General features: G+C 70.5%; 14 protein-coding genes. 5 read left to right on the forward strand and 9 right to left on the reverse strand.

Annotation, left to right across the window (positions count from 1 at the left end; genetic code table 11):
• The first annotated feature begins 14 nt into the window (after window positions 1-14).
• From ACFQ11_RS19165 to ACFQ11_RS19180, 4 genes are all read left to right on the forward strand, one after another.
• Entirely contained in the window at window positions 15-491 is a 477-nt protein-coding gene (locus tag ACFQ11_RS19165) for a hypothetical protein (RefSeq protein ID WP_378300404.1), read from the forward strand.
• Window positions 492-529: 38 nt separating this feature from the next.
• Window positions 530-1336, forward strand: a complete 807-nt coding sequence (locus ACFQ11_RS19170) for a hypothetical protein (protein ID WP_378300406.1) — start codon at window positions 530-532, stop codon at window positions 1334-1336.
• Window positions 1337-1346: 10 nt separating this feature from the next.
• Window positions 1347-2606 carry a hypothetical protein gene (locus ACFQ11_RS19175; protein WP_378300408.1) on the forward strand — a complete coding sequence of 420 codons (1260 nt, stop codon included), beginning with the start codon at window positions 1347-1349 and terminating at the stop codon, window positions 2604-2606.
• Window positions 2607-2714: 108 nt separating this feature from the next.
• The gene (locus ACFQ11_RS19180; protein WP_378300410.1) at window positions 2715-3533 is read left to right on the forward strand and encodes a hypothetical protein; all 819 of its coding nucleotides are present in this window, start codon (window positions 2715-2717) and stop codon (window positions 3531-3533) included.
• Between the two features lie 20 nt (window positions 3534-3553).
• Here the strand turns inward: ACFQ11_RS19180 and ACFQ11_RS19185 are convergent, their stop codons facing one another.
• The 8 genes from ACFQ11_RS19185 to eccD all read right to left on the reverse strand — a co-directional run bounded on the left by ACFQ11_RS19185 (window position 3554) and on the right by eccD (window position 11351).
• Complete coding sequence (locus ACFQ11_RS19185; RefSeq protein ID WP_378300412.1) at window positions 3554-4273, reverse strand: sulfotransferase family protein; 720 nt, start codon at window positions 4271-4273, stop codon at window positions 3554-3556.
• 10 nt (window positions 4274-4283) lie between these two features.
• Entirely contained in the window at window positions 4284-5642 is a 1359-nt protein-coding gene (locus tag ACFQ11_RS19190) for a S8 family serine peptidase (protein ID WP_378300414.1), read from the reverse strand.
• Window positions 5643-5723: 81 nt separating this feature from the next.
• Window positions 5724-6938, reverse strand: a complete 1215-nt coding sequence (locus ACFQ11_RS19195) for a hypothetical protein (protein ID WP_378300416.1) — start codon at window positions 6936-6938, stop codon at window positions 5724-5726.
• A 24-nt stretch (window positions 6939-6962) separates the two neighbouring features.
• Entirely contained in the window at window positions 6963-7556 is a 594-nt protein-coding gene (locus tag ACFQ11_RS19200; protein ID WP_378300417.1) for a hypothetical protein, read from the reverse strand.
• 93 nt (window positions 7557-7649) lie between these two features.
• Window positions 7650-7943 carry a WXG100 family type VII secretion target gene (locus ACFQ11_RS19205; protein ID WP_378300418.1) on the reverse strand — a complete coding sequence of 98 codons (294 nt, stop codon included), beginning with the start codon at window positions 7941-7943 and terminating at the stop codon, window positions 7650-7652.
• A 43-nt stretch (window positions 7944-7986) separates the two neighbouring features.
• Window positions 7987-8307, reverse strand: coding sequence for a WXG100 family type VII secretion target (locus ACFQ11_RS19210; protein ID WP_378300419.1), 321 nt, complete (start codon window positions 8305-8307; stop codon window positions 7987-7989).
• 208 nt (window positions 8308-8515) lie between these two features.
• The gene (gene eccB / locus ACFQ11_RS19215; protein WP_378300421.1) at window positions 8516-9943 is read right to left on the reverse strand and encodes a type VII secretion protein EccB; all 1428 of its coding nucleotides are present in this window, start codon (window positions 9941-9943) and stop codon (window positions 8516-8518) included.
• Between the two features lie 7 nt (window positions 9944-9950).
• Window positions 9951-11351, reverse strand: coding sequence for a type VII secretion integral membrane protein EccD (gene eccD, locus ACFQ11_RS19220; RefSeq protein WP_378300423.1), 1401 nt, complete (start codon window positions 11349-11351; stop codon window positions 9951-9953).
• 171 nt (window positions 11352-11522) lie between these two features.
• Between eccD and eccCa the strand changes: the two genes are divergently transcribed.
• On the forward strand, window positions 11523-15497 hold the full coding sequence (gene eccCa, locus ACFQ11_RS19225) for a type VII secretion protein EccCa (RefSeq protein WP_378300425.1): 3975 nt from the start codon (window positions 11523-11525) through the stop codon (window positions 15495-15497).
• A 101-nt stretch (window positions 15498-15598) separates the two neighbouring features.
• On the opposite strand, the gene ACFQ11_RS19230 is transcribed toward eccCa, so the two are convergent.
• The gene (locus ACFQ11_RS19230) at window positions 15599-16783 is read right to left on the reverse strand and encodes a S8 family serine peptidase (protein WP_378300428.1); all 1185 of its coding nucleotides are present in this window, start codon (window positions 16781-16783) and stop codon (window positions 15599-15601) included.
• Window positions 16784-16913 lie beyond the last annotated feature (130 nt).

The raw sequence follows: 16913 nt of genomic DNA on the forward strand, positions 1-16913 counted from the left end.
GGAGCAGCGACGCGATGAGCGAGCCCCCCGCCGAGGTTCCGGTGCCGCGGCAGCAACCGCAGCCCTACGACCGGCAACGCCACGAGGAACTCGTGCAGCGGCTCGGCAGGGTCCTGCTGCAGATCGCGCCCGAGCGCTGGCGGCGGATCGACCTGAAGATCCTCATGCTGGCCGGCGTCGCCGACCTCCAGCTGACCGTCCTGCTGAAGGACGGCAGCACGCCCATGGTCGACCCTCCGCGCGACTGCACCCTGATCGCGGGCGAGCTGCGCTCCATGATGTACCGCCAGGACGAGGGCACCTGGTTCGGCATGCGGTTCATGATGGATCCGCCGAGCGCGTACTGGATCAGCTTCAACGCCGACTTCGACCCGCTGTGGGACCCACCCGTCCCCGCCGAGGCGTGGGCTCAGGATCTGGCGGTCTTCCCCCGCAGCGAGCAGCACGTCCCCGGCTGGCTGCGCGACAGGCTCCAGCAGCCCGCGGGCTGAGCCGCGCAGTCACCCCGGACGGACGGAAAGAGGTAGTCGTGAGCCAGAACGGGCCACTGAACCCGATGGAGCAGAACGAACTGCTCCAGAAGATCACCTTGCTGTTGACCCACTCCCTGCCGCCGGGCTGGGGCGAATGCCAGGTGGAGCACCGCTCCGCCGGCTCGCACCACGAGACCGTCGGGGTGCTGCGCCGGGTCACCGGCCCCGGGCTGCCGACGCCCTACGACGATTTCCCCGACGAACTCGGGCGGCTGTTCGAACAGCTTCGGGAGGGCATGTACGCCCCCGGCCTGGGCACCTGGTTCACGGCGCTGTTCAAGCTCACGTTCCCGTTCACCTACGAGGTCCGGTACGACCGCGAGGGGCCGCCGCGCTGGCAGACTCCCCCGCCGGCCGCGGCGCTCGAGGACGAACTGCGGCGCTTCCCCCGCGACCCCGAGCACGTCCCGGAATGGCTGGCCGGGCGGCCCGCGCGCGAGATGCCGATCGCGAAGCCGTTCGACGGCACCGCACCGGACGGACGTCCGCAGGCGCAGCGCCCCGAGGTACCGGCCGGAGAACTGGACGCGATGGTGGACTACCTGACGAAGTGCCCCATCGTGCTCGCCGCGCGCGGCTACGACACCGACCTTGTCGATCCCGCGGGCGCGAAGAACGTCCCGCTGACGTACCACACCGACGGAACCTGGATCTGGCCCGGCGCCGTCGGCTACTACCTGCGCACCCACAACGTTCCGCCGGAGCCCGACCTGGTCGAGCACATCCGCCGGACCGGCTTCCGGGTGCCCGACGTCCCCGAGGACGCCCGGTCCGCCGCCGTCTCCACGATCACCGGGTCCTGAGGAGATTCTGATGAGCAACGTTCCTCCCGGCGGCCAAAGCGGTCCCTTCCCGGGCGGCCAGGGCGGCCCCTACTTCGGCGGGCCCGGCCCGGCCCCGCTCGGCGACCCGTACGAGAGCGGCCCGTACCGTCCCGTCACCCGCGAGCCGCTCATCTACTTCCACGTGATGCTGAACGGAACGCACGTCGGCTACCTGTGGGCCGGGACGGACGATCGCTCGGCGGGATTCCTGCGGCGACCGGGAATGCTCGACGTGGCCTACGAAACCCCCGGTTTCTGGTCACAGCGCCTCATGGAAGCGAGCTGGGAGAAGCTGCCGTCGCGTGAGGCCGTCCGGCGGTGGATCGGACGCCCCGAGGACCCGGTCGGCGGCGGCATTCCCGCGGACGCGACCGAACACACCGCCGCGAACTACGTCGAACTTCGCAGGATCGACAACCCCGACTACCAGCCGTCCCCCACCGCTTCGCTCATGTACGGCGAACTGCCGGACGGCACCCCCCTCGACCGCTCGAAGGGGTGGGGGCCGCTGAGCCTCCAGGTGCCCGCCTCCTACGGCCTCACGACGGCCGGGCCCGTCCGGCACCTGCCCGTCGTGCGGGATGACGGGCTCGTCCTCGGCTACCTGTGGGCCGCCGTCCACGACAACGCCGCCCGGTACCTTCCCCGCGACGACGCCGCCGCCATCGGCAGCCTGGCCGCGAACGCCTGGGTGCCGCGTCTTCGTGAGCTGCACGCGCAGGGCGTCCCGGCGCTCGAAGCGCTCGAACGCTGCCGGTCGTTCCCCCCGGACCCGACAGCCGGGCACGTCCGTCCGGACGCGCGCACCCAGCAGTCGGAGAGCCTGGACGAGCTGCAGCGCCACGCGTCCGTCTACGGCCAGTCGCTCCGGCTCGCCGAGAACCCGGTGCCGTCGGACCCCGAGGTGACCGGCCGTCCCGCCCTGGACCCGCAGGAACGCGACGCGGTGCTGAACTACCTGAACCAGGGCCTTCTCGTTTACGACAGCGGCAACTTCGTCCCGGACGACTTCGACCCGTCACACCCTCAGCACGTCCCCGACAGCTACCGAACCGACGGCACCTGGGTCTGGCGCGGCGGCATCCCCTACCACCTCGAACACCACGGCGTCCCCCCCGAACCCGCCCTGCTCCAGCACATCCGCGGGACCGGCTTCCGTCTCCTCCAACTCGGCCCGGACGAACGCGAGCGCGGCAAGCAGACGCTCCGCCTGCACCGCCTCCTCGTCCCCCCGCCCAGCTTCCGATAGGCACGGGCGCGTTCGAGAACAGTCGTCCTTCGAAAGGCCGGGTTTCCGCCGGTGCGGCGCGAGTGAGTTTGGGAGCCTCAATTGTCCGGTGACCCGCGTCCGGAGTTCGTGGCCTCGGACCAACTGCTGGACGGCTCCCAGCGTTCGTCCGACGCGCCGGACGTCCCTGACGTCCCCGAGCCGGCGTCCGAGGCCCCTGGGACACCGGGGTTCGTGCACAGGCGTCGCTGGTGGCTGGCCGGCGCGTCCGGCGCCGTTCTCCTGGCCGTCGTCGCGGCGTTCCTGGTCGTGGCCCCCGGCGACGACTCGCCCGCGCAAAAACGCTACGTCTCCTTTCCAGAACTGTGCCCCTCGGTAATCAAGGGCTCATTCCAGCAGTACATGCCGAACGCCGGGCCGCTCGTCGAGGAGTCGCCCGAGCAATCCGCACCGGGAACCCTGTACCGGACGTGCGACTGGTCCGAGCCCATGACTGCGAACGGAACGGACGTCGTCACCTCCCGGAAACTTCGCGTGGCCGCGCGCCTGCACGGCGGGGACGACCCGATCGCCGCCGCCACGAGCGAGTACGAGGCGGCTTGGGGCGGCGCCCGGTCGATGGCGGGCACGCAGGACGACTCCCTGGGGTCGCTCCACGCCGAGGCGCCCAGCACGGTCGACGGCATCGGGGACCACGCCTTCACCCATCACCGGACGCTCAGGAGCGCGCTCGCCGACTCCGGGACGGTCGAGGCGACCGTCCGGCTGCGGAACGTCGTCGTCACCGTCGACTACCGCGGTTCCACCTACCCCCTCGGCGCCGACGGCTCGCCGGAGCTCAGCAAGTCCGCGCCGCTGGACGAGGCGACGGCCCGTGCCGGAGCCGTCGCCATCGCCCGGGACGTCGCGAACACGTTCACGTCCTGCGCCGCGTGCCTCGGCGGCTGACGCGGACGGTCTTCAGCCGATCAGACCGCGTACTCCCATGCCGCGCAGATCGACTTCAACCGGTCCGGGACGCCGAACGGCGCGTCGGCCGCCGGCTGGATCACGCCGGACCGGATCTTGCCCATCCAGTCCCCGAACCCGGGCTTGAAGGACTCGACGCCCGAGGCGGCGTAGTCCAGCATGCTTTCCTCCCACTGCACCTCGAGGAACTCGCAGACGCCCTGGACGACGGTGGCCGGGTCCCGGGTCAACTCCTCGTATCGGACGGTCAGGCCGGGAAGCTCCCGGCGCGCGCTTTCCAGCGCCTCGGCGTACGAAACGATGTCGCCGAGGACGTCCTCCGGCTCCAGGTACGGGCGCGCTGCCTGCCACGAGCGCAGGATCGCGCCCGGGTGCCGCAGCAGGAAGACGAACCGGGCGTCGGGCCAGCACTCGACGATCTCCTCGCGGATGAACAGATCGTTCGGCGACTTGTTCACCAGGTACTTCTTCCCGCTGCGCTCGACCCTTTCCGACAGCAGCGCGTCCCAGAGCAGGAAGCGCAACTCCCGCTCGCTGTGGCCGAACGCCTCCATCGACCGGGCGACCTGCCGCGACTTGAACTCGACCGCGATGTCCCCGAGGTGGGTCTCGTGCGGTGCGTGCAGCCGCGAATGACCGTCCAAGATCGCGCGCAGCAGCGTCGACCCGGACCGCACGGTCGACAGGATGAACGCGGGCCTGGCCAGTCTGCGGGCCACGGCGCCGATCTCAGCGCCCCGGCGGCGGCCCGGACGGACCGGACGGACCGGGCGGAGGCCCCGCGGGACCGCTCGGCGGCGCGGGCGGCTGATTCGGCGGCTGGAAGGACGGCTGGTACGGAGGCTGCTGAGGCCCTCCGGGACCGGCGAAACCGGGCGGCGGCATCGTCTGCATGGGAGGCGCCCCGGACGGCGTCTTCTTGCGGCTCCTGACGATGAGGAAGCCGCCGAGGGCGATCACCAGGACCACCACGATACCGCCCACGGCGAGCGGCAGAAGGATGCCCGAGCCCTCATCGCTCTCGGTCTGCGCGCCGGTCGACTCGGCGTCGCCCCCAGCCGTCCCGTCCTTCTTGCCGCCGCCCGCGGCGATGGCCTTGTCCAGCCGTTCATAGACCGGGTTCGGGGCGCTCTTGGGGACGTCCTGCTTCAGCGCCCGCGGAATGCTGATCACGCCGTAACCGACGAGGTCGTCCTTACCGGTGGGCCCGAAGTCCTTCGCCGTGTTCGTGAGCCGCTGCACGATCTCCCGCGCGGACATCTGCGGGAAGTGACTCCGCATGAGCGCGACCGCCCCGGACGTCAGGGCGCTCGCCTGGCTCGTCCCCGCACCGGTGGTGAAGACGTGGCCGCTCTTACCGATCGCGCCGACGCCAGCTCCGGGCGCGCCGACCGTCACATAGTCCTGGCGCTGCGTCGACTCCCAAGGCTTACCGTCTTGGCCCAATGCCCCCACAGCGACGACACCCGGGCAAGAAGCCGGGTAAGCAGGCTTGTTGTTGAAGTTTCCGGAGTTGCCGGTGCCCGCAACGATCACCACGTCATTCTTCGCCGCATATTTGATCGCCTCGAGCAGCTCGGGAGGACACAAATTCGGATAGCTATCGGCGGTCTCGCTTGCCTGGGATATGTTGACGACTTTCGCACCGTGATCAACCGCATATCGGACTGATTCGGCGGTTTGCGGCCCAGACACGGACGAAGCGATCGGCAGAATCTTTGCTTCAGGCGCAATGCCGACAAAGCCGCTTGAAGTCCCTTGGGAGGCAATCAAGCTTGCCATGGCCGTACCGTGGCCCTCATTATGCTGGTCGACGTCCTTCCGACCGTCGCCTTCACCAGTTCTGAAGTTCTTGCCCGGGAGGACCACGTTCCGGAGATCCGGGAGGCTGGCGTTTACCCCGGTGTCGATTACGGCGACGGTCACGCCTTTACCTTTGGTGAGCGGCCAGACCTCCTCCTGGATCGACCAGGACTTGAACCACCACTGGTACTGGCCCGGCCCCGGGGTGGCATGTGCGGGGGCGACCGGAGCCAACCCCAATCCCACCGCCGACAGCGCCGCCACGGCGCGAAGCGACCACCGCATGACCGACACTCCCTATCGCTCAAGCAACCATGGGCGGGCGAAGCCTAAGCCCCGTCCGCCCACAGTCGCCAATTATCCAGGTCAGCCGATCACCGGAGGAGCGGTGTCGTCGTCGGCACCCCAGACGTCCTCGTCCTCGGTGAGCCAGGTCTCGCGCTCGCGCTCCTGATCGCCCTGTCCGGCACCACCGCCGCCGCCGGGGGCCATCGGCATGCCCATCGGACGCGCGCCACCGGCGCCACCCGCACCACGTCCAGCGGCGCCCATGCCGGCACCGGCGCCGCCCGGACCCATGCCACCGGCGCCGACACCACCGAAGGCACCCGGAGCGCCACCGGGAATACCGCCACCGCCGCCGCCCGGGAGACCGCCACCGCCGCCGCCCGGGAGGCCGCCACCGCCGCCTCCGGGCAGGCCGCCGCCACCACCTCCGGGCGGACCGCCGCCCGGGAAGCTGGACAGGTCAGTACCGCTGCCGCTCCCGAACGGGCTCCCACCGAGGCCGCCCGCTCCGGCGCCGGAGCCCCAGGCACCACCGGGGTTCACTTCGCCGGGCTGCAGGTGGGGCCCGTTGTTGCTGGGCGGGCTGAACGGGCTCTCGCCTCCGAAGCCTCCGCCACCGGCGCCTCCACCGGGAATGCCGCCGGCTCCGTCACCGCCGAACTTGGGCATGCCCGCGCCGCCACCACCCGGGATGCCGCCACCGCCGCCACCGCCGGGGATGCCGCCACCGCCGCCGCCACCGGGGAAGCCTCCAGGCCCGTTGCCTGGAGGATTGCCGAAGTTACCGATCTCCCTGGGCAGGTCCTTCTCGATGGTGTCGGGGTGGGCGTTGTACGCCTCGCCCATGCGACGGCTGAACTTGGCGATGAACTTGCGGGCGTTCTCGTCGTCGCCGTCGGTGTGGATGTACCCGTCTTCCATGTCCTGGGCTGCGGTCTTGTACCAGTCCAGGATGTTGACCTTGTACCAGTTGTACGTGGTCGCGGTGTTGTGACTCTTGTCGGAGAGGGTGCCCGCGGTCTGGTAGATCTGCCCCAGCTGGTCGAGCGCCTTCTGCGCACTCTCCCCCTGCCAGTTGTCCTTGATCCGCTTCGCGAAGTCCGTCCGCAGCGCCGTGGTCATCTTCGCAAGGATGTCCGCAGCGTCCTTGTAGGCGGTCGAAGCGTCGCCGACCGCTTCCGGACGAATGCTCGACAGCTGGTTCTTGACGTCGTCGAAGCTCATTTCTGAGAAATCGTACGACGGGAACTGCTTGCCGTCCCTGATCGGGAATCTTTCAGCGTTATTGCCCATCGGCTTCTCCTCTCCAGGTCACGATCAGCCCAGGTTCGGGGCCTGCGGACCACCGCTGGGATTTACGCTGTTGGTCCGTCCGTGGGTGTTGTTCTCGGCGTTCTCGTACTGGTCCGCCGTGGCCTTCAGCTTTTCGATGACGCCGTTGTATGCCGTCTGGATGGCGCCGATGTACTCGTTGAAGCCCGTCTTGGTCTGGTTCGTGAGCTCCACGAAGGTCTCTGAACCCTTGACGTTGCCCAGCGTGGCGGTGGAGATGCTGACCGAACTGACCTTGTTCAGCTTCGCCTTCCACCCGTCCATCTGGTACTGCATGTCCTGGGCGATTTTTCGGAGCTCTTTCCAGTTGACGTCGTAGCCCTTCTCCGCTTCCATCTTCCATTCGCCGCGCTCAGGCTCGGTACCGCGCGGGATGGCGTTCTGCGGATCGTCGGGCTGTCCGGCGTTCACCCCAGGCCCGTACTGGTAGTAGTACTTGCGCTGGTCGTCCTCCGAGAGGTCGTTCCATTCCGCGCGGGTCAGCCCGGTCTGGGACTCGGTGATCCCGTCCTTGTGACTGATGGTGGTGGTGTGGACGATCTGGGAGAGCTGCTCGTCCGTCATGTGATATTCGGTCATCGTTCACCTCCTGGCGAGTCGCCCAACAGCCCAAAACGTCCATGTCATGCGGTAGCAGCGACTCCGCACGACATGGACGTGGGCAGGTTCGGGTCAGCCCCAGATACCCTGGTTCATGCGCTCGGCGTTGCTGTAGTTCGAGTGGGCTTCGCCGATGACGACGCCGAGCTGGTTGAGGACCTGGCCGATGTGGTTCGCGGCGGCGTCCCACTGACGCTTCGCCTCCCAGTAGGCCTGGACTGCGGAACCCTCCCACTGGGCGAGGTTCTTCTCGAGGTTGCTCTCCAGGTCGTTGAGTTCGTCGACCAGGGCGCGGTAGGCCAGGGAGAAGTCGGCCTGCGCCTGCTGCATCGTGCCGAAATTTGCCTTGGTGTAGCCGTCGCTCACGTTATGAGTCCTTCACAGTCGGGGAGTCGAGGGGAGGGGGAGATCAGGTGCCGCCGTTCAGCAGGGAGTTGATCTTGTTGACCGCGTCGGCCTGCTCCTGCTCGGTCGACTCGTACGTGAGCTTGGTCTGCACGAGCTTCTCGTGCATGCCCTCGAGCGCGGTCCGCACCTTGTTCATCTCGGTCTGGAACTCGTTGAAGACCCGGTCGAAGGACACCGACGCGTTGCCGGCCCAGCCGGACATCAGCGAGCCCTTGTGGCCTTCGAGCTGGCTCTGCAGGCCCTTCACGACGCCCGCGGAGTCCTCGATCCGCTGCGCGGCGGCCTGCATTTCGTTTCTGTCGACTGCGGACTGTCCACCCACAGTGTCACCTCCGTGTGCGAGTTCGGGTCACGTGCCGCAGGAGAGGTGTCGGGACCCTCGTTCGGCGGGCCGCCCGGGGAGCACTCCTGGGACATGAAATAACAGCGATCATAGGCGTCTCACTCAATGATGTCGACGCAAATGGTGATCAGCCGGTTCTCTACCTCCGCGACTATTTCGTGTGACTTGCCTCACACAGGATCTCAGCTCAGGATGCCCCTGTCGATATCGGCTGGCGGGCCTTCTGCGGGTCGAGCGCGGGGCCCTGCGGAATGAGCTGGATAACGCTGGAGGGGACGGGCGCGGCCTTCTTCGCGTCGAAGCCCAGCACCTTCGCGACCTCGGCGGACGGGAGCGCGAACCGGACGCCCTGGTCGTTGACGAGGGAGAGCGAACCGGACCCGCCGGACTGGCCGCCGCTGGGCACGAGGCTCATCAGCGCGGCCCCGCCGGGCGGCAGGACCATCTGGTCGACCGTCCCGGTCGCGCCGATCGTCCCCGCGCCGAGGGCGGTGACGGAGGGCGCCGGGAGGGAGCCGCCGACCGTGAGATGGGCGGTCGAGGAGCCGGTCGGGAAGACCGAGCACAGCGGGGCGGTCGGGTCCCAGGAGATGAACTTCGGCAGGGTCGGCGGAAGGTTGTTGTCCAGGAGCCGAGTCTGGGAGGCGTGCTGCTGCGCCGTGGGGGCGTCGGTGGGCAGCGCCTGGACCTGCGCGCCCGGGTAGGCGGCGCTGGTGCCGCCGTCGAGCAGGAGCAGCTGCGCCTGCGTCCCGCTGATCTGCGCGAGGCCGTCGGGGAGCATGACGTACCACAGCGTCCGGGCGCCGGTCTCCGCCTTGAAGACCTGGCCGACGCGGGCCTTGCCGCCGCGGGGGCCGGGCACTTCCTTGCCGCGCTGCGGGACGTTCGGGGCGCCGAAGTTCCCGGAGGCCGGGATCGCGTTCAGCCAGGTGGCGGGAACCTCGATGGCCTGCGGTCCCCCGGTCAGCACGGTGATCTGGGACGCGGGGGTGGTGAGCTGCATGCGGTGGTCCTGCCACACGACCCAGTTGACGCCCTGGGTGCGGACGACGACGGCCTCGTCCGCGCCGAGCTTGCGGCCGCCGACGTCGCGGCCCGCGGCGAGGGCGCTGAACTGCCGCTTGACGCCGTTGGCGCCCTCGGCCTCCCGGACGCAGACCGACCAGGGGCCGCGGATGAGCTGCTTCGCGTCCGGCAGCGAGTCGGGCGCCCCGGGGATGCCGATCATCGGGCCGCGGGAGAACTCGGCGAGCGACTTGCGCGACACCGAGCGCCGGTCGATGGTGTCGGAGTCGAGCGCGAGCAGCGCCGACGCGTAGTTGGCGACCGGGAACATCTTGCCGGTGTTGGCGTCGTAGATGTACTTGGTGCCGGTCTCCTTCTCGATGATGAGCTTCCCGGGCTGGTCGAGGCCCTTCGCGCCGCCCGGGGACAGGATGCCCCAGATGCCGAAGACGGCGACGATGAGCAGCCCGACCATGACTCCGGCGAACGCGCCGATGGACAGCCGCCGCATCGGCGACTCGGCGACGTCCGGCTCGCCCTGCAGGAGGGCGAGGCCGACCCGCTGCGTCATCAGGCGGTGCGCCTGGTACAGATCCCGCCTGCTCTGCATCAGCCGGTCACCCGGCCAGCCCGCGCACGCGGGCGTAGACGTCCAGGACGGCGAGCGCGAGCGGGATCAGCGAGATCATCACGATCATGTCGATGATGTCGCCCCACCGGCCCCAGACCGGGGTGAGCCGGTTGTTCGGCAGCCACAGGGTGACGGCGACGACGATGCCGGTGACGACGAGCAGCGGCCCGAGCGCGGCGGCCAGCGCCATGACCTGGCCGCCGTGCGCGGCCAGGCCGACGGTCGTCAGCAGCAGCCCGGCCAGCCCGGTGACGAGCATCCAGCCGCGCTGCGCGACGCCGCGGAACACGCGGGCGCGCAGCAGCAGCGACACCGACATGGCGGCGGTGGTGGTCGGCCCGGCCCAGCCGCCGGCGTCGTAGAGGAACAGCATCCCGCCGGCCGCGACGAGCGAGATCGCGGCGATGAGGCCCGTCGAGAACCGGTCGGCCGCGGCCGTCCGGGCGAGGACCTGGCGGCCGTCCACGGTCTCGGTGTCGTTGCGCAGGTCCTCCGAGCTGCTGGGCACGGACGGCAGCGGCATGCGGGCCAGCTTGAACGACAGGGACGGGACGGCCGCGGTGAAGAACATCGTGATGACGGCCGCGACGGCCGCGATGCCGGCCGCGGGCAGGTCGTCGAAGAAGAACCCGACGGTGGCGCCGATCGCGCCGATGATCCCGGCGAAGGCGAGGCCGAGGAAGACCGGCAGGCCGTCCGCGACGGCGAACGCGGCGATGACGGCGGCGAGCGCCATCACCCCGAACGCGGCCAGCAGGTGTGGTGCGCCGAGGTCGGTGAGCTCGACGTCGTCGCGGGCCGGGGCGAACAGCCCGGCGAGGAACGCGTAGGGCAGCGCCGCGTACCCGAGGATCACTCCCGCGCCGGAGTCGGCGATCGCCCGCGAGAGGGTGGTGGCGACGCCCAGCAGCACGACCGCGATCAGTCCCGCGGCGATGGCCGGAATCAGCCACGAGGGGCCGGACAGCGCGATCACCACCGCGCCGACGAGCAGCGCGACCCCGGCGGCGCCGAGGCCGAAGGAGCGGGTCGTGGCGGGACGCCAGCGGTCCGAGCGTTCGCGGATGCCGCTGGCGATGACGTCGGCGACGTCGTCGAACGACATCTCGGGGAGCTGCGCCATCCGGGGGCGGAAGTAGAGGATGTCCCCGTCGCGGACGCCGAGGGCGCTCATCGTCTGCGCCTGGTCGAACGGGCTGCTGTCGAGCCGCTGCAGCACCCAGCCGGAGTGGGCGAGACCGGTGTCCGCCATGTCCTCGCCGGCGGCGCGCAGCAGCGTGGGGAGCATGTGCGCGAGTGGTACGTCAGCGGGCAGGGACACGTCCACGCGCCGCCGCGGGGCGACGATGGTGACCCTGCAGAGTTCCAATGCGGCGGGGGAATTCACCGAAGCTCCCGTCCTCCATGTCAGACCGCGGGCGGATCCGATCGACGCGCAGCTTAGGATGTGACGTCCGATTACGCTAAATCAACCCCCATTCGCCAAGTACCGTGCGGGTCGGTCGTCCTTCCAGCCGGCGCGACCGCCCGATGAGCGAGCTCCCGGAGGAACGCGCAGGTGAGCACTGTCCTCGTCAAGCGCAAGGAGCGCAGGAAACCCCCACAGGCGCCCAAGGGGGAGCTGCTCCTGGAGTCACCGCCCGAGCTCCCCGAGACGCAGAGCGGCGGACTTCAGAACGTCCTGATGTATCTGCCGATGGCCGTCATGCCGTTGATGATGGGACTGATGTTCCTCGGGGGCGGGACCCGCGGCCCGATGATGATGATCAGCAGCGGCGGTATGGCGCTCGCCATGGGCGCCATGATGATCGGCCAGCTCACCCGTGGCGGCGGTGAGCGCAAATTCAAGCTGAACGGTGCGCGCCGCGACTATTTCCGGTACCTGAGCCAGGCGCGCCGCAAGGTGCGCCGTGCGGCCGAGCAGCAGCGCGAGTCGCTGGAGTGGAACAGCCCGCCCCCGGACTCGCTGTGGTCGCTGGTGATGAGCGCCCGGATCTGGGAGCGCCGGCCGTCCGACCCGGACTTCGGCAACGTGCGGATCGGTGCGGGCCCGCAGAAGCTCGCGGTCCAGATCATCCCGCCGGAGACGAAGCCGGTCGAGGACCTCGAGCCGATGACGGCGGGCGCGCTGCGCCGGTTCGTCCGCGCGCATTCGACGGTGCCGAACCTGCCGGTCGCGGTGTCGCTGCCGTCGTTCGCCCGGATCCTCCCGGTGGGGGAGCCCGAGGCCGTCCGGGGCATGGTCCGCGCGCTCATCGGGCAGCTCGCGGCGTTCCACTCCCCCGACGACATGCGGGTGAGCGTGTGCGCGTCGCAGGAGGCGATGCCGTACTGGGACTGGGTGAAGTGGCTGCCGCACGCGATGCATCCGACCGTGACGGACGCGGCGGGGCCCGTCCGGCTGATGGCGGGCAGCCTCAGCGAGCTGGAGCGGATGTTCGGCAACGAGGTGAAGGACCGGGCGCGGTTCACCCCGGGCCTGTCGCAGAACGACCTGCCGTACCACGTGGTGATCGTGGACGGCGGCGCGGTGACGCCCGACTCGCAGATCGGCGCGGACGGCATCGAGGGCGTGTGCGTCATCGACCTGACCGGGCACGTGGCGCCGACGGCCGACAGCACGATGCTGCGGCTGCGCGTCGCGCCCGACCGGATGGCGATGCTGCGGCGCGACCGCACCGGCAAGGACGTCCCGAACTCGCTCGGCCGTCCGGACCACCTCAGCTACGTGCAGGCGGACGGCCTGGCGCGGCAGCTCGCGCCGCTGCGGGCCAGCGCGGCGACGGGCCCGGAGATGGACGCGCTGTCGGCCGCGACGACGCTGACGACGCTGCTGGGGGTGCCGGACCCGGCGCGGATCGACCCGCGGCAGTCGTGGCAGCCGCGGGCGCCGCGCAACCGGCTGCGGGTCCCGATCGGGATGGACGCCGACGGCAACCCGATCGAGCTGGACATCAAGGAGGCCGCGCAGGGCGGTTACGGCCCGCACGGCCTGTGCATCGGCGCGACCGGTTCCGGTAAGTCGGAGCTGCTGCGCACGCTCGTCCTCGGCCTGGCGATGACGCACTCGTCCGAGGTGCTCAACTTCGTGCTCGTCGACTTCAAGGGCGGTGCGACCTTCCTCGGGATGGACGGCCTGAACCACGTGTCGGCCGTCATCACCAACCTGGAGGACGAGCTCCCGCTCGTCGACCGGATGTACGACGCGCTGCACGGGGAGATGGTGCGGCGCCAGGAGTGGCTGCGGGCGGCGGGCAACTACGCCTCGCTGCGCGACTACGAGAAGGCGCGCGAGCAGGGCGCGCCGCTCCGTCCGATGCCGACGCTGTTCGTCGTGCTGGACGAGTTCTCGGAGCTGCTGTCGGCCAAGCCGGACTTCGCCGAGCTGTTCGTGATGATCGGGCGGCTGGGGCGTTCGCTGGGCGTGCACCTGCTGCTCGCCTCGCAGCGGCTGGAGGAGGGCAAGCTGCGGGGCCTGGACACCCACCTGTCCTACCGGATCGGCCTGCGGACGTTTTCGGCGATGGAGTCGCGGGTCGTCCTCGGCGTGCCGGACGCGTACGAGCTGCCGCAGGCTCCCGGTAACGGCTACCTGAAGATCGGCACCGAGTCGATGACGCGGTTCCGCGCGGCGTACGTCTCGGGTCCCTACCGGCCGGACGACGAGGCCGCGCAGTCGTCGCCGAGCGGTCCCCGGCAGCTCGCCCAGATCGTCCCGTTCACTCCCGCGTACGTGCAGCCGCGCGTCCAGGAGGCGCCGCAGCAGGAGCAGCGGCAGGAGGAGGAGGGGCCGCAGATCAGCCTGTTCGACCTGGTGGTTCGGCAGCTCGCCGGGCAGGGCCCGCCGCCGCACCAGATCTGGCTGCCGCCGCTGGACGAGCCGAGCACGCTCGACCAGGTCCTGCCGAACCTCGCGCAGACGCCGGAGTTCGGGTTCACGACGACCGGCTGGGACGGACGCGGGCGGCTGCACGCGTTCGCGGGGATCGTCGACAAGCCGTTCGACCAGCGCCGGGACCCGATGTGGCTGGACCTGTCCGGTGCCGCCGGGCACGTCGGCGTGGCGGGCAACCCGCAGTCGGGCAAGTCGACGGTGCTGCGGACCCTCGTCACGTCGCTGGCGCTCATGCACACTCCGCAGGAGGTGCAGTTCTACTGCCTGGACTTCGGCGGCGGCGGGCTGGCCGCGCTCGCCGATCTCCCGCACGTCGGCGGCGTCGCGAGCCGGCTCGACCCCGACCGGGTCCGGCGGACGGTCGCGGAGGTGTCGTCGCTGCTGGAGTCGCGGGAGCGGTACTTCACCGAGCGCGGCATCGACTCCATCGCCGCGTACCGGCGGCTGCGCGCCGAAGGGCAGATCCCCGGGGACGGCTTCGGCGACGTGTTCCTCGTCGTGGACAACTGGCTGACCGTCCGGCAGGACTTCGAGGCCCTGGAGACCACGATCACCGACCTCGCCGCGCGCGGTCTCGGGTACGGCATCCACGTCGTGGCGGCCACCAACAAGTGGTCGGAGTTCCGCCTGACGATCCGCGACCTGTTCGGGACGCGGCTGGAGCTGAAGCTGGGCGACCCGTACGAGTCGGAGATGGACCGGAAGATGGCCGCGAACGTCCCGGAGGGCCGTCCGGGCCGCGGCCTCACCCGGGAGGGGCTGCACTTCCTCAGCGCGCTGCCGCGCATCGACGGCCGGGTGTCCGCGGACGACCTCGCCGACGGCGTCCGGCACCTGGTGCAGACGGTCCAGGCGGGCTGGGGGGGACGGCCCGGCGCGCCGGAGGTCCGGATGCTGCCGGACGTGCTGCCGCTGCGGTCGCTGCCCGCGGTGGGCGAGACGGGCAAGCGCATCCCGATCGGCATCGACGAGGAGACCCTGTCGCCCGTCCTGCTGGACTTCGAGAACGACCCGCACTTCGTCGTCATCGGCGACAACGAGTGCGGCAAGTCGAACCTGCTGCGCGTGATCGTGGACGCCGTGAAGGAGCGGTACACGACCGCCGAGGCCCGCATCATCATGCTCGACTACCGCCGGGCGCTGCTGGACTCCGCGGAGAGCGAGCACGTCATCGGGTACGCGGCGTCGTCGACGGCGGCGGCCGGGCTGATGAAGGACACCAACGGGGCGCTGGTCAACCGGCTGCCTCCGTCCGACCTGACGCCGGAGCAGCTCCGCAACCGGTCGTGGTGGAGCGGTTCCGAGCTGTTCCTGATCGTGGACGACTACGACCTGGTCGCCACGCCGTCCGGGAACCCGCTGGCGCAGCTCGCCGAGCTGCTCCCGCAGGCGCGGGACATCGGGATGCACGTGATCCTGGCCCGGACGATGGGCGGTGCGGGCCGCGCGATGTTCGACCCGATCCTGCAGCGGCTCAAGGACATGGCGACCCCGGCGCTGATCATGTCGGGCAGCAAGGACGAGGGGAACCTGTTCGAGGTCCGCCCGTCGCCGCTGCCGCCCGGCCGCGGCACCCACTCCGACCGGCGGGCCGGGAAGCGGCTGATCCAGACCGCCTTCCACGGCGACCCGCAGTGACGTGGGGCGCGTGACGGGGGGCGCGTGACGGCGTCCGTCCGATGAGGGAGGCCCCGGCCCGTGCGGGCCGGGGCCTTCCCGTCAGCGCGGGAGGGCGGGAGTCAGCCGCGGTCGCCGGAGGGGGCGGCGGCGCGTCCCGGCTTCCAGCCGCGCTTGCGGCCGAGCGGGATGACGGCGCCGGCGAACGCGACCAGCAGGCCGAGGACGAGCGCGCCGCCCGCGACGGCGAGGCCGATGGTGCGGGAGCGGTGGTCGACGGGCGCGGGCCGGGCGATGTCCACCGTGCCCCTGGCGGAGTTGACGGCCTGCTGCGCGGAGGGCTTCGCGTTCGGCGGGATGACGGCGGTGACGGCCTGCATCGGGCTGATCATGCCGTGCCCGCTGCCCGTCCCGTTGCCGCCCTCCGCGGTGATCAGAATCCGGTTGATCACCTGCTGGTGGTTCAGGTTCGGGTGGCGGGCGCGGACGAGCGCGGCGACGCCGGCGGCGTACGGGGCGCCGTAACTGGTGCCCTGCAGCCCGCCGATGTACCCGTCGCCGACGGTCGAGATGATGTTCTGGCCGGGCGCCGAGACGTCGATGCGCGACTTGATGTTGGAGAAGTCCGCGATGGTGCCGGCCTCGTCCACGGCCGCGACCGACAGGACGCCTTCGTAACTCGCCGGGTAGGCGGCGCTCTCCTTGCCGCGCTGGTCCTGGGCGACGTTCCCGGCGGCGGCGACGATCAGGACGTCCTCCCGCTTCGCCTTCTCCACGGCCGCGCGCAACGCCGTGGTGTCGGGCGCGCGGGCCGAGACGTTGACGACGTCCGCCCCGTTGTCCACCGCCCAGTCGATGGCCTTGGGCAGCAGCGTGTTGTCGTTGGTGCTCTCGCCCGTGGTGAACTTGGCGTTGAGCAGTTTCACCTGCGGCGCCACACCGACGAACGGCACGTTCTGCCGCCGCATGTCGGTGGCGGCGATGATGCCCGCGACCTGGGTGCCGTGGCCGAAGCAGTCGCCGGCGGTGGTCTTCGTGGCGTCGTGGCTCTTGGCGACCTTGCCCTTGAGCTGCGGATGGTTCGCCTCGATGCCGCTGTCGACGACGGCGACGGTCACCCCCTTGCCGCGGGTGGCCTGCCAGGCCTGCTCGAAGTCGAGGCGCTGCTGCGGCCACGGCTCGACGGTGATGTCCGACGCGGGGTGGCCCACCGGTTTGTTGCACTGGGGCGCGAGCGGCGCGACCGGCCGCTGGACGGACGCGGCCGCCCGTTCGACGGGCGCCGCCGCGGCCGCCGGTGCGAACACGAGCACCGAGGTCGCAGCGATGCCTCCCGCTCTCGCCGTCAGCCCCCCACCGCGCATGCCCATCTCTCCCGATCCGCCGTCATCCGAGGACACAAGCCGCCGACCCGAGCGAGTCGGCCCAAAGAGCCTA

The sequence above is a fragment of the Actinomadura sediminis genome (genome assembly GCF_042675525.1).
In the GTDB taxonomy this organism is placed as follows: domain Bacteria; phylum Actinomycetota; class Actinomycetes; order Streptosporangiales; family Streptosporangiaceae; genus Spirillospora; species Spirillospora sediminis.

What these genes read in the sequence shown, in the direction of transcription:
- ACFQ11_RS19200 (WP_378300417.1), bottom strand. Translation starts at nt 7,556, where the DNA reads ATGACCGAATATCACATGACGGACGAGCAGCTCTCCCAGATCGTCCAC.
- ACFQ11_RS19175 (WP_378300408.1), top strand. Translation starts at nt 1,347, where the DNA reads ATGAGCAACGTTCCTCCCGGCGGCCAAAGCGGTCCCTTCCCGGGCGGC.
- ACFQ11_RS19195 (WP_378300416.1), bottom strand. Translation starts at nt 6,938, where the DNA reads ATGGGCAATAACGCTGAAAGATTCCCGATCAGGGACGGCAAGCAGTTC.
- eccB (WP_378300421.1), bottom strand. Translation starts at nt 9,943, where the DNA reads ATGCAGAGCAGGCGGGATCTGTACCAGGCGCACCGCCTGATGACGCAG.
- ACFQ11_RS19165 (WP_378300404.1), top strand. Translation starts at nt 15, where the DNA reads ATGAGCGAGCCCCCCGCCGAGGTTCCGGTGCCGCGGCAGCAACCGCAG.
- ACFQ11_RS19190 (WP_378300414.1), bottom strand. Translation starts at nt 5,642, where the DNA reads ATGCGGTGGTCGCTTCGCGCCGTGGCGGCGCTGTCGGCGGTGGGATTG.